At 39.3% G+C, this 13390-nt stretch carries 15 protein-coding genes; 14 read left to right on the forward strand and 1 reads right to left on the reverse strand.

The window, feature by feature from the left end:
• Nucleotides 1-14 precede the first annotated feature (14 nt).
• Nucleotides 15-1247, forward strand: coding sequence for an aspartate kinase (locus AC4NPH_RS12000; RefSeq protein WP_013059402.1), 1233 nt, complete (start codon nt 15-17; stop codon nt 1245-1247).
• A 51-nt stretch (nt 1248-1298) separates the two neighbouring features.
• Here AC4NPH_RS12000 and AC4NPH_RS12005 read toward each other — a convergent pair whose 3' ends face one another.
• A complete protein-coding gene (locus AC4NPH_RS12005) occupies nt 1299-1826 on the reverse strand; it encodes a YslB family protein (protein ID WP_013059401.1) in 528 nt (175 codons plus the stop codon).
• A gap of 489 nt (nt 1827-2315) precedes the next feature.
• On the opposite strand from AC4NPH_RS12005, the gene AC4NPH_RS12010 reads away from it, so the two are divergent.
• The 13 genes from AC4NPH_RS12010 (at nt 2316) to ssuD (ending at nt 13384) form a co-directional block, all read left to right on the forward strand.
• Entirely contained in the window at nt 2316-2924 is a 609-nt protein-coding gene (locus AC4NPH_RS12010; protein ID WP_013059400.1) for a succinate dehydrogenase cytochrome b558 subunit, read from the forward strand.
• 29 nt (nt 2925-2953) lie between these two features.
• Complete coding sequence (gene sdhA / locus AC4NPH_RS12015; protein ID WP_013059399.1) at nt 2954-4741, forward strand: succinate dehydrogenase flavoprotein subunit; 1788 nt, start codon at nt 2954-2956, stop codon at nt 4739-4741.
• A gap of 3 nt (nt 4742-4744) precedes the next feature.
• The gene (gene sdhB / locus AC4NPH_RS12020; protein WP_013059398.1) at nt 4745-5518 is read left to right on the forward strand and encodes a succinate dehydrogenase iron-sulfur subunit; all 774 of its coding nucleotides are present in this window, start codon (nt 4745-4747) and stop codon (nt 5516-5518) included.
• Between the two features lie 63 nt (nt 5519-5581).
• Nucleotides 5582-6031 carry an acyl-CoA thioesterase gene (locus AC4NPH_RS12025; RefSeq protein ID WP_029320056.1) on the forward strand — a complete coding sequence of 150 codons (450 nt, stop codon included), beginning with the start codon at nt 5582-5584 and terminating at the stop codon, nt 6029-6031.
• Nucleotides 6032-6204: 173 nt separating this feature from the next.
• On the forward strand, nt 6205-6429 hold the full coding sequence (gerE, locus tag AC4NPH_RS12030) for a spore germination transcription factor GerE (RefSeq protein WP_013059396.1): 225 nt from the start codon (nt 6205-6207) through the stop codon (nt 6427-6429).
• A 200-nt stretch (nt 6430-6629) separates the two neighbouring features.
• Nucleotides 6630-6959 carry a hypothetical protein gene (locus AC4NPH_RS12035; protein WP_255286306.1) on the forward strand — a complete coding sequence of 110 codons (330 nt, stop codon included), beginning with the start codon at nt 6630-6632 and terminating at the stop codon, nt 6957-6959.
• A gap of 148 nt (nt 6960-7107) precedes the next feature.
• On the forward strand, nt 7108-7608 hold the full coding sequence (locus tag AC4NPH_RS12040) for a cation:proton antiporter regulatory subunit (RefSeq protein WP_013059394.1): 501 nt from the start codon (nt 7108-7110) through the stop codon (nt 7606-7608).
• The gene (locus tag AC4NPH_RS12045) at nt 7609-8823 is read left to right on the forward strand and encodes a cation:proton antiporter (protein ID WP_053487762.1); all 1215 of its coding nucleotides are present in this window, start codon (nt 7609-7611) and stop codon (nt 8821-8823) included.
• 187 nt (nt 8824-9010) lie between these two features.
• The gene (locus tag AC4NPH_RS12050; protein WP_371399833.1) at nt 9011-9754 is read left to right on the forward strand and encodes an ABC transporter ATP-binding protein; all 744 of its coding nucleotides are present in this window, start codon (nt 9011-9013) and stop codon (nt 9752-9754) included.
• A 33-nt stretch (nt 9755-9787) separates the two neighbouring features.
• Entirely contained in the window at nt 9788-10774 is a 987-nt protein-coding gene (locus tag AC4NPH_RS12055; RefSeq protein WP_013059391.1) for an aliphatic sulfonate ABC transporter substrate-binding protein, read from the forward strand.
• A gap of 130 nt (nt 10775-10904) precedes the next feature.
• On the forward strand, nt 10905-11639 hold the full coding sequence (locus AC4NPH_RS12060) for an ABC transporter permease (RefSeq protein ID WP_370506076.1): 735 nt from the start codon (nt 10905-10907) through the stop codon (nt 11637-11639).
• A gap of 69 nt (nt 11640-11708) precedes the next feature.
• Entirely contained in the window at nt 11709-12263 is a 555-nt protein-coding gene (gene ssuE, locus AC4NPH_RS12065) for an NADPH-dependent FMN reductase (RefSeq protein ID WP_025601445.1), read from the forward strand.
• Nucleotides 12260-13384, forward strand: coding sequence for an FMNH2-dependent alkanesulfonate monooxygenase (ssuD, locus tag AC4NPH_RS12070; RefSeq protein ID WP_013059388.1), 1125 nt, complete (start codon nt 12260-12262; stop codon nt 13382-13384). Before ssuE ends, ssuD begins: the two co-directional genes overlap by 4 nt.
• The last annotated feature ends 6 nt before the right edge of the window (nt 13385-13390 follow it).

Here is a 13390-nt window from a genome sequence, read left to right on the forward strand (position 1 = left end):
GAATGAACAAAATTATGGCATTAATCGTTCAAAAATTTGGTGGAACATCTGTTGGTTCTGTTGAACGTATTCAACATGTAGCAAACCGAGTTATTCAAGAAGCAGAGCGCGGTAACCAAGTAGTCGTTGTTGTATCGGCAATGGGCAAAACCACAGATGCACTGGTGAAATTAGCAAGTGATATTACGGACAGTCCAAGCAAACGCGAAATGGATATGCTTCTTACAACTGGAGAACAAGTGACGATTTCCCTGTTAACAATGGCCCTTCAATGCAAAGGGTATGAAGCAACTTCGCTAACAGGTTGGCAAGCTGGCATCCAGACGGAAGCAGTTCATAGCAATGCACGAATCCAGCACATTGATACAACTCGTATTCAACGTCAGTTAGATAGCGGACGAATTGTAGTAGTAGCTGGATTCCAAGGCTGTTCAGAAGATGGAAGCATTACAACATTAGGTCGAGGCGGCTCTGACACGACGGCAGTAGCTCTTGCCGCGGCGCTAAAAGCTGCAAAATGTGATATTTATACAGATGTAACAGGAGTGTTTACGACAGATCCGCGCTATGTAGAAGATGCCCGTAAGCTTCACTCTATTTCATATGACGAAATGTTAGAATTAGCTAATTTGGGAGCAGGGGTGCTGCATCCGCGCGCTGTTGAGTTTGCAAAAAATTATCAGGTACCGCTAGAAGTGCGTTCAAGCTTAGAAAACGAGAATGGAACGATTGTTGAGGAGGAAGTTTCAATGGAACAAAACTTAGTCGTAAGAGGAATTGCGTTTGAAGATAATATTTCACGCGTGACAATTGAAGGGTTAAACAACGAGTTGCAAACTCTTTCTACTATTTTTACAGCATTAGCAAAAGAACAGTTAAATGTGGACATTATTATTCAAAACGTAACGGCTAATAATCGTCTATCCATCTCATTTTCTATTAAAACCGTAGACGTAGAAGCTGCTCTTGCTGTCTTAAAAGAATATAAATCTACTTTAGGATATACGCGTATCGAACATGAAAGCGGTCTGGCTAAAGTGTCGATTGTCGGATCAGGTATGATTTCAAACCCAGGTGTTGCAGCTGAAATGTTTGAAGTGTTGGCAGGAGAGAAAATTGAAGTGAAGATGGTCAGCACGTCTGAAATTAAAGTATCTACAGTTGTACCGCATGCTGATATGGTAAAAGCAGTTGAGACGCTTCACGTAGCATTCGAACTAGAAGAACAGCAGGCAGTGCAAGTATAAAGAAGAGAAAAAAGACGTGGTATCTCCACGTCTTTTATATATACGTATTTTTTACTTTTTATAACGCTCCGCGCGTGTTTCGGTAGGTAAAATATCTTTTCGGTCCCACTGCACGGAAATCAGCACTTTTCCGTTCTTTTCTTTATGTGTTAAGTAGGCTTCTGTTAGGCAGTTGTTTTGCCGCTGAATCTGTTCAGCCACAAATCCTGACTCAAGATGAAACGAACAAGTTTCCTGCTGAAATCTTTTGCTGACCACATCACCTGATAACTCAAGCTCTAGTGAATATTTATCTTTTTTTGCAAGCGTCAGTGTTCCCCAGGAAGCTGCTTTAAAAAAAGCGACGATTTCATCCATTGTATTTAATGGGTATTTCCGTGCAAGGTGTTTTCCTGCCCAGTATGAAATGGTATTCGTTTCGTCTCCAAGAAGCTCTGGAATTAACACGTCACGCAAAAGGCTATATCCGAAATATGAAACGTGATCAAGAGTTCTCTCTGTTTCAGCTGTGACATTAGGTTCTGATGTTTCCATCGTCTCTTCAAGTTCTTGCTGTGATTCTGTTTGTAAATTGCTCATGCTTTCCCCTCTTTCTTTACTACTATTATATACAAATCTAAAAAACCTCTCACGCATTTTTTTAATAAAATGTAAGAGGATCTTTATTATGGTAAAAAGAGTTAGATGTAAAGATAAAAAATCCATAATATACCTTTTAAAAGGGTACTTTTACCTGTGTAAATGTTTTGTGAACTTGTTTACAATAAAAGTATAAAGTAAACGCTTACTTAGTTGTGGCAAGCAATATTATAATAGAAAGAAAAAATCTGTAACATCAATATAGTAAGCGTTAACAAATATAAAATTTTATAAATTTATATTTTATAGAAGATTTAAATATCTTGCCTTGACGCTCTTAATCGATGGGAGTAAAATTAACCTGTCACATACTTTATTAGGAAATGCAAAGGTTTTCATTTCCTATATTCACGATTAATCTATTTGTCTAGTGGGAGTAAGAAAGTTCTTCACAAACTATGTTCATTTAACTAAGGGGGGTCTACGCAGATGGCGGCAAACAGAGAGTTTCAATATCGGAGAATCCATTCATTACTTGGGGTAATACCAATCGGGATTTTCTTAACACAGCATTTAGTTGTGAATCATTTCGCGACAAAGGGAGAAGAATCATTTAATCAAGCAGCTCACTTCATGGAGAGCTTACCTTTCCGCTATGCTCTAGAAATTTTCATTATTTTCTTACCAATCGTTTTTCACGCAATATACGGTCTTTACATCGCATTCACTGCTAAAACAAACGTTAACAACTATGGGTTTTTCCGTAACTGGATGTTTATCCTTCAGCGTGTTTCAGGTGTAATCACACTTATCTTCATCACATGGCACGTATGGGAAACCAGAATACAAGCTGCGCTTGGAAAAGAAGTAGATTTTCAAATGATGGAACGAATTTTAAGCAACCCGGCAATGCTTGCATTCTACATAGTTGGTGTTGTATCTACGATCTTCCACTTTGCAAACGGTCTATGGTCATTTGGAGTTAGCTGGGGGTTAACTGTAACACCACGTTCTCAAAGAATTTCAACTTATGTGACATTAGCAATCTTCTTAGCACTTACATTTGTAGGTGTTCGTACATTATTCGCATTTGCATAAAATTAAGGTTTTGAAGGAGTGGGGTTCCGATGAGTAACGGAAAAATCATCGTAGTCGGTGGCGGTTTAGCTGGCTTGATGGCAACAATAAAAATTGCTGAGTCTGGCAAGCAAGTAGATTTATTTTCACTAGTTCCGGTAAAAAGATCTCACTCAGTTTGCGCGCAAGGTGGAATCAACGGAGCCGTAAATACGAAAGGTGAAGGGGATTCACCATGGGAACACTTTGATGACACAGTGTACGGCGGAGACTTTTTAGCCAACCAGCCACCTGTAAAAGCAATGTGTGAAGCAGCTCCTGGCATTATTCACTTACTTGACCGCATGGGTGTTATGTTTAACCGTACTCCTGAGGGTTTGTTAGACTTCAGACGATTTGGCGGGACACAGCATCACCGTACGGCTTTTGCTGGAGCAACAACGGGTCAACAATTATTGTACGCATTAGATGAGCAGGTTCGTCGCTATGAAGTTGCCGGACTTGTGACAAAGTACGAAGGATGGGAATTCTTAGGTGCTGTTCTTGACGATGAGCGCAGCTGTCGCGGAATTTCTGCACAGAATTTAAAATCAATGGAAATTAAAACGTTCCCAGCTGACGCGGTTATTATGGCTACAGGTGGACCTGGAATTGTTTTTGGAAAATCGACGAACTCAGTTATTAATACAGGTTCAGCGGCATCTATTGTGTATCAGCAAGGTGCATACTATTCAAACGGAGAGTTTATTCAAATTCATCCAACTGCTATCCCAGGAGATGATAAGCTTCGTCTTATGAGTGAATCTGCTCGTGGAGAAGGCGGACGCGTTTGGACATATAAAGACGGTAAACCTTGGTATTTCTTAGAGGAAAAATATCCTGCATACGGTAACTTAGTACCTCGTGATATTGCAACTCGTGAAATTTTTGACGTCTGCGTAGCGCAGAAGTTAGGAATTAACGGAGAGAACATGGTTTATCTGGACCTTTCACATAAAGATCCAAAAGAGCTAGACATTAAACTTGGAGGTATCATCGAAATCTATGAAAAATTCATGGGCGATGATCCGCGCAAGGTACCAATGAAAATTTTCCCAGCCGTACACTATTCAATGGGCGGTTTATGGGTGGATTACGATCAAATGACAAATATTCCTGGCTTATTCGCAGCTGGTGAGTGTGATTATTCACAGCACGGAGCGAACCGTTTAGGAGCAAACTCATTATTATCAGCTATTTATGGTGGTATGGTTGCCGGTCCTAAAGCGGTTGAATACATCAATGGTTTAGAAAAGAGCGCAGATGCTATTTCTTCAAGCGTATATGATCGTCATGTGAAAGAAGAAGAAGAGAAATGGAACAATATCATGAATCTTCAAGGTACAGAAAATGCATACGTTCTTCATAAAGAGCTAGGGGAATGGATGACTGACAACGTGACAGTCGTACGATACAATGACAAACTGTTAAAAACAGATGAAAAGATTCAAGAATTAATTGAACGCTATGATCGTATTAACATTAATGATACGGCTAAATGGAGTAATCAAGCGGCAACATTTACTCGTCAGCTGCAAAACATGCTTCAGCTTTCACGTGTTGTAACGCTAGGAGCTTACAACCGTAACGAAAGTCGCGGTGCTCATTATAAGCCAGATTTCCCAGATCGTAACGATGAAGAATTCTTAAAAACAACAATGGCATCTTTTGTGGATAAGAAAACGGCTCCTTCTTTCCATTATGAAGAGGTAGACGTATCGTTAATCAAACCGCGTAAGCGCGACTACACAAAGAAAAAAGATGAAAAACCAAAAAAACAACAAGAGGGGGTTCGTTAATCAATGAGTGAACAACAAACAGTCCAAAAGACAGTGCGCTTCATTATTACACGTCAAGATTCAGCTGAATCTGCTCCTTACAATCAGGAGTTTGAAATTCCGTATCGTCCGAATATGAACGTTATTTCAGCACTGATGGAAATCAGACGTAACCCTGTTGATGCTTCAGGTAAAGAGGTTGCTCCGATAAACTGGGAAATGAACTGTTTAGAGGAAGTATGCGGAGCCTGTTCAATGGTCATCAACGGTAAACCTCGTCAGTCATGTACGGCTCTTGTTGATAAACTAGAACAGCCAATTCGCTTACAGCCAATGAAAACATTTCCTGTGGTTCGTGACTTGCAAGTAGACCGCAGCCGTATGTTTGATTCACTAAAAAAAGTAAAAGCCTGGGTTCCAATCGATGGCACATACGATTTAGGTCCAGGACCGCGTATGCCTGAAAAGAAACGTCAGTGGGCGTATGAGTTATCCAAGTGTATGACATGTGGCGTTTGCTTAGAAGCTTGTCCAAACGTAAACGACAAGTCAAACTTCATCGGTCCAGCACCGCTTTCTCAAGTTCGCTTGTTTAATGCCCATCCAACCGGTGCGTTAAATAAAGGAGAACGTTTAGAGACGATTATGGGTGATGGAGGACTAGCGAACTGCGGGAACTCTCAAAACTGCGTTCAATCATGTCCAAAAGGAATTCCATTGACTACTTCAATCGCAGCTTTGAACCGCGATACAACAATTCAAGCATTCAGAAGTTTCTTTGGTAGCGATCAAGTATAATCACTCAAAACCTCTCCACGCGGAGAGGTTTTATTTTGTCTATGACGAATGGAGGAAATACAGATGAATAATATTTCGTATATTGAAGACATGGATCATTGGAAAGAGTCATTTTCGTTTAAGCAGGAGATCAAGGTAAGATTTTCGGAAACAGATATGTTTGGGCATTTAAATAATACGGTTCCTTTTGTTTATTTTGAACAAATACGTACGGAATTCTTTCACCATATTGGCTTTATGCAAAAGTGGACGAGTGAGCATGAGGGAACGATACCGGTGGTGGCTGATTTGCAGTGCGATTATGTCAAACAAGTGTATTTTGGCAACGTGCTATCTGTTTTTGTAAAAGCTCATAGAATTGGACGTTCGTCGGTTGATTTACACTATATGATTCAAAATGAGCAAAGAGAGGTTGTACTCACCGGGAGAGGAACAATGGTGCAAATTTCTAAAGAAACGGGAAAAAGCGTGCCTTGGAATGAAGAGATGAAAAGGTGTTTATCAAATATATGAAAATGGCTTGAAGGCTCTTTCTTCAGGCTTTTTTCTTTTTTAAAGGTAAAAAAGAGTTTTTTGCATATTTTTTCTAAAACTAGTAACCGCGTAGGCATACCGCACATAAGATATGTTGACTAAATTTACACCCATCCGATAGTTCAACTCAGGATCAGGCAAGGAGGGTTACATTGAAAGAAAAAGAGTTTCAACCTAAACCGCTACTTACAAAGCGTGAACGAGAAGTATTCGAGCTTTTAGTACAGGACAAAACAACAAAAGAAATCGCGAGTGAACTATTCATTAGCGAAAAAACAGTTCGAAATCATATTTCTAATGCGATGCAAAAGCTTGGAGTCAAGGGGCGTTCTCAAGCAGTCGTAGAACTCCTTCGAATGGGAGAACTTGAACTATAACATGAGCTGGCTTTCTTCTTAGAAAGCCAGCTTTTTGTATATTTTTTTAAGTGTCGCATACATATCTAAAAAGAATGACGTTAAGAAAATATTATAAAAAAGGTATATCTTTATAAAAAAAACTTATTGCTTGAAATTGAATTTCAGAGTACGTATACTTTTAAGTAAGGAGATACTAGTTCAGAAGAAAGAGAGGTGAGATGATGAAAAATGTATGGATGAGCTTATTGTTATGCATGATATTCTGTTTGCCTTTTGCGAGTTTGCCAGATAAATTTATTGATAACGACTTTGAAAAAGTGAAGGTCACAAAAAGTTCGGTTCAGCATTACACGGATATTGTGCACATGTCTCCAGGAGCTAAGCACAGCGTTAAACAAATAGGATCCCTCATAAAAAGCGTGATAGTAACTTTTGCTTTAGTATGGACGAGTGCCAAACTCATCATTCCGACGCATCAAATTGCGTATTTTATCCTCAAGAAAACACTTTTTTATCCAAAAATCTTTCAATCAAGTTACCTCAATTAAATAAAAAAGGTTGAAATTTCCACAGCCTTTTCTTCAAACCTAAAATTACCAACTATTCTTAGGCTTATTTGCTATGCGGATTTTCTATGCAAATAACGCGGCAAAATTTAAAAATTCTTTTTAAAAACTTTATAGGAGTGATCATTCAATGATGATTAAAGAAACGGAGTTACCAGGAATCGGCCGTAAATTTGAAATTGAGACAAACGGAGGAAACCGTGTAGTCGTTATCATTCATGATGATGGACGACGTGAAATCTACCACTTCGATCAAAAAGATTTAGAAGAAAGCATTTTTGACATTACGTTAACAGATACGGAATCAAGACAGCTAGCTGCAATTTTAGGCGGCATGATTTACAAGCCAAAAGCAATGGAAACCATTGAAGTGGCATTCAATGACTTAGTGATTGAATGGTACAAAGTTGAAAAACAAGCGAAAGCTCACAGTAAAACGATTGGTGAAATTGACGTTCGCAGCAACTATGATGTCACTATCATCGCCGTCATTAAAAACACGCAAAAAAAATTATCCACCCCAGGACCAGATACGTTAATTGAAGAAGGAGATACGCTTGTCATCTCTGGTGAAAGAGGAAATTTAAAAACGCTCATTAAAGAATTGCTTTCACAAGGAGGTAGTTCATAATTGGATCATTTAGTATTTGAAGTTGGGACAGCTTTGTTACTAGTGGCTTTAGCGGCTATACTAGCACATAAATTTAAATTTACGATTATTCCATTCCTCATTCTGCTGGGCATGGCGGTCGGTCCCCATGCTCCTGAGTTTGGCTCATTCAGTTTGAAGTTTATTGAAAGCCAAGAGATTATTGAATTCATGGGGAGAATTGGAGTTCTCTTTTTACTCTTTTATTTAGGATTAGAATTTTCAGTTGGAAAGCTAATTAAATCAGGCAGGTCCATCGCGGTGGGAGGATCTATTTATATTTTAATTAACTTCACTTTAGGATTATTGTATGGATACCTGACAGGAAATCCTCTTCTTGAAGTGCTGATTATCGCTGGAATTATTACGATTTCGTCCAGCGCAATTGTCGCAAAAGTATTGGTTGATTTAAAACGGACAGCGAATCCAGAAACGGAACTGATATTAGGGATCATCATGTTTGAAGATATTTTCTTAGCCGTTTATCTTTCTGTCGTTTCAGGGCTGGTGCTTGGAGACCACGGATCGCTTGCTGGATCTTTAACATCTATTTTAATTGCGTTTGGCTATATGATGCTGTTCTTTATCATTGCTCGAAAAGCCACGCCGCTACTAAATAAACTTTTAAATATTTCATCAAACGAAATCTTTATAATCGTCGTTTTTGCGGTATTGTTTTTTGTGGCAGGCTTCTCAGAAACAATTCACGTGGCAGAAGCAATTGGTGCGTTATTGCTTGGCCTTGTATTTTCTGAAACGGAACATCGCGATCGTATTGAACATCTTGTCGTACCGTTTCGTGATTTCTTTGGAGCTATCTTTTTCTTCAGCTTCGGGTTAAGTATTGATCCTCTCACGCTGTGGGATGCAGGATGGCTTGCGCTTGGCGCAGTTGCGCTTACGATTATTGGTAACTTTACAGCCGGTATGATTTCAGGAAGAAAAAGCGGGCTGTCACACAAGGCTTCTACTAACATTGGTTTAACGATTATGTCACGAGGCGAGTTTTCGATCATTATGGCTAACATTGGAATTGAAGGAGGATTATCCGCAATTCTTCAGCCATTCGCCGCGCTTTATGTATTGATTTTAGCTATTATTGGCCCTTTGTTAACGAAGGAGTCTAAGCATATATACGGATTTTTAAACTCAGTATTTAAATGGAAAAAGCCAAATCCTCAAGAATCACAAGGATAAAATATATAAAACACAGTTGACAAATCGGATTAATATGATAAAATTCAAAATAATCCAATAACAAATCAGTTAAATATAGCAACGGGCTGATCGGTCAACCGAAAGCTCCTACCTTTTTCAGGTAGGAGCTTTTGTGTTTTTAGATGAACGAGCTTTTGATTTGAAAATTCAAGGAGGAGGAATTGCTGTGAGTGTCATGATTCAATCGGTTAACCGCTCATTTCAAAAAGGAGAACAAGTAACTCAAGCATTGCGAAATGTAAATCTTACGATTAATAAAGGTGAATTTATTACCGTTATTGGTCCGAGCGGATGCGGAAAAAGTACACTGCTTAAAATGATTGCAGGACTTGATATGGATTATGAAGGGCGTATTGAAATCAACGGGAAGCACATAGCCGGACCTAGCATTAAACAGGGAATGATCTTTCAAGAACACCGCTTGTTCCCATGGCTTAATGTGGAGCAAAATATAGCGGCTGACTTATCGCTGAAAGATTCGAACGTTCGGCACCGCGTAAATGAGTTAATTGATATTGTCAGGCTGAAAGGATTTGAAAAAGCTTATCCTCGAGAACTATCTGGAGGGATGTCTCAACGAGTTGCTATTGCGCGTGCTCTTTTAAGAAATCCAGAGGTTTTATTGTTAGATGAACCGTTCGGTGCATTAGATGCTTTCACTCGCACTCATTTGCAAGATGTGCTGCTAGACATATGGAAAAAAGAAAAAACAACCATGATTTTTGTTACGCATGATTTAGATGAATCCATTTGCTTGGGGACTAAAATTGTGATTATGAGTGCCAGACCAGGAGAAATTAGCCGGGTCGTTCCAGTAGAAATTAGTCATCCGCGAAAAAAGACAGAGTTACCATTTCAGCAGCTAAGGCAGCAAGTACTGAAAGAATTTGAAGAAGCAGGAGAACATTAAAGATTCAATAAGACAGAGAAGGAGACAGAACAGATGAAAAAGCTACTTTTAACTGCAGCTATTGTACTTGTCCTCGCATTGGCTGGGTGCGGGACGAAAGAAAAAGCGAGCGGAGCAGATTCAAAAGACGTTACGATTAATATTGGTATCCAACAAAGCTTAGGCCCTTTAATGCTGGCACAAAACCAAAAATGGTTTGAAAAAGAATTTAAAAAAATAGGTGTAAATGTTAAATGGACAGAGTTTCAAAGCGGACCCCCGCAATTTGAAGGTTTAGCATCTGGACATTTGGATTTCGGCCAAGTTGGAAATTCACCGGTTATTTCTGGTCAAGGCGCAGACATTCCGTTTTTAGAAATTGCTAATTCCAGCGACGGGTTGAAAGGAAATGCCATTTTAGTAGGGAAAAACAGCAAGATTAAAAGCGTAAAAGATTTAAAAGGTAAAAAGATCGCGGTTGCGAAAGGAAGCAGCGGTTTTAATTTATTGTACAGAGCTCTTGACCAAAATGGGTTGAAGCCAAGTGATGTAAAGATTATTCAGCTTCAGCCAGACGAAGCTCAGCCAGCATTTGAAAATGGGTCAGTGGATGCATGGTCAATCTGGGAACCGTTTATCTCACTGCAAAACTTAAAAAATGAAGCTCGTATTTTAGCAGACGGCGATTCATTAAAGGTTGCTTCACCGGGCTTTACTATTGTAAGAGAAGGCTTTGCAAAAGATCATCCAGAGTTAGTCGTTAAGTTTTTACAAGTTTATCAAAAAGCGCTTGAATGGCAAAACGAACATTTTGAAGAATCTGTGGATATTTTAGCAAAGCAAAAAAATCTAGATAAAGACGTAGTAAGACAAGTGTTAAAAAATAATCCTGCCTATAATCGCCCAACCTCTAAAGAAATTATTGCAGAACAACAGCGAACAGCTGATTTTCAACAATCTTTAGGCGTTATTAAAAAGAAAATTGATACTGGAGATGTTGTTGATAATTCATTTATTGAAAAAGCATTAAAAGAAAAATGAGGTGATGAAAATGAGTAAAACATCTGTGGTTTCAGGACATGTCCAGTCTTCAGCAGCTCACTTGCAAAAAGTGAAAAAAAGAAAGGAAGAAGCGAAAAATAAGCAGGGAATTTTCCTTCGTTCTCTTGTCATGCCACTTCTGCTTATCGTGGTGTGGCAAATCATTGGTTCTGCGGGCTATGTATCCAAAACTGTTCTTCCTACACCTGTTGATATTGTACTTTCTTTCAAACAGCTCATCGTATCTGGGGAACTCGGAGCTAATCTTCAAATCAGTATTTTGCGTGCTGCCATAGGTTTTGCCGTTGGAGCTGGACTAGGATTACTATTTGGTGTAATTGTCGGTTTCTCAAAGAAAACGGAGCACTATATGGATCCATCTATTCAAATGCTTAGAACTGTTCCTCACCTTGCATTGGCGCCTTTATTTATCTTATGGTTTGGCTTTGGTGAAATTTCAAAGATATTGCTAATTGCAAACGGTGCATTTTTCCCAATCTATGTTAATACGTATCTAGGTATTCGCGGCGTTGATTCGAAATTATTTGATGTTGCTCGTGTTCTTCAATTTAGTAAATGGAAACAAATCACAAAACTCATTTTACCAGCTGCTCTTCCTAATATTTTACTTGGTGTCCGATTGTCTTTAGGTATTGCATGGCTCGGACTGGTAGTTGCTGAATTAATGGGAGCAAGTGAAGGTGTAGGATACATGATTATGGATGCTAGACAGTTTTCTCAAACGGACGTAGTTTTTGTCGGAATTATCATTTTTGCTGTTGTAGGCAAATTAACCGATTCATTTGTCCGAGTATTAGAAAAGCGTCTTCTTAAATGGAGAGACAGCTACGCAGGTGAAAAATAAAATAAGGATTTATACACGTATTAATCCTTGTAAATCTATCAGTTTTATAAGTGAAAAGGAGAGATGATAATGAGCCAGGTTACAATTATTACAGGAAGCCCTTCAAAGCAATCAAGGTCAGCTGCTTTAAGCGAGTATATTGCATTATATCTACAAGATGAAAAATATGAAGTGAAAACCGTGCATGTCCGTGACTTGCCCGCTGAAGACTTAGTATATGCTAACTTTTCTAGCCCTGCGATTCAAGAAGCTCAAAAGAAAGTCGCAGATGCTGATGCCGTTATTATTGTCAGCCCAATCTATAAAGCTAGCTACACAGGAATTTTAAAAACATTTTTAGATTTAATACCTGAAAAAGGTTTGCACAATAAAACCGTGCTGCCGATAGCTACAGGGGGAACCATTGCTCACCTACTGGCTCTTGATTATGTATTTAAGCCGACTTTATCCGTTTTAGGAGCTACTGCTCTTATTCATGGAGTTTATATTGTTGATTCTGAGGTGGCCTATACGAAAGAAAATGAAATTGAGTTTATTGCGGAAGAAGCAGAAGCGAGAATTAAACGTTCATTAAAAGAGCTGGGATATCATCTAGAACAAACGAAAAGGAGTGTTGAATCATGAAAATGTTATGGTTTATTCCTTCCCATGGAGATGGAAGATATTTAGGGACAAATCGAGGAGGTCGTTCAGCAGACTATTCATATTTTCGGCAAGTTGCTCAAGCAGCTGACCGGTTAGGGTTTGAAGGAGTTTTGATTCCAACGGGGAAATCATGCGAAGACCCGTGGCTATTGGCTGCTTCACTTATACCTGAAACAGAGCGTTTGAAATTTTTAGTAGCTGTACGTCCCGGCATTATGGCGCCTTCCGTGGCAGCGCGCATGACCTCGACTCTTGATCGGATTTCAAACGGTCGTTTACTAGTTAATGTAGTAGCAGGAGGAGATCCGGCAGAATTAGCGGGAGATGGCCTTTTCTTATCACATGATGAACGTTATGAAGCTGCGGATGAATTTTTAGATGTGTGGAAAGGGTTATTGGCTGGAGATACGGTTAATTATGAAGGAAAACATATTCATGTAGAGAACAGTGAGCTGTTGTATCCACCTGTTCAAAAACCTTCTCCACCTATTTATTTTGGCGGATCTTCACCCGCAGGACAAAAAGTTGCAGCAAAACATTCTGACGTGTATTTAACGTGGGGCGAACCTCCTGAACAAGTAAGAGAAAAAATAACGGCTGTGAGAAAGCAAGCAGAAGCAGAAGGCAGAACCGTTAAGTTTGGGATTCGTTTGCATATTATTGTACGGGAAACGGAAGAAGAAGCTTGGCAAGCAGCCGATCGATTAATTCAGCATTTGGACGACGACACGATTCAAGCAGCACAGCGTACTTTTGCTAGGTATGACTCAGTCGGGCAGCAGCGAATGGCGAGCCTTCATAGAGGAACCAGAGAGGAACTTACGATTAGCCCTAACTTATGGGCAGGTGTAGGACTCGTCCGGGGTGGTGCAGGAACTGCACTAGTAGGCAGTGCTGAAAATGTAGCGAAACGAATAAAAGAATATGAAGCCTTAGGAATTGAATCTTTTATTTTATCAGGCTATCCGCATTTAGAAGAAGCTTATCACGTAGGAGAGTTATTGTTCCCGCTTTTAAATATTGATGACGGTGAAGGAAAGAGTGAAAGCACCGGTGAGATTATTGCAAACGATAGGTTTCCAAAAGCTTCAACGTCATAAAAGAAG

Source organism: Priestia sp. MDV22-iso46 (assembly GCF_058629175.1).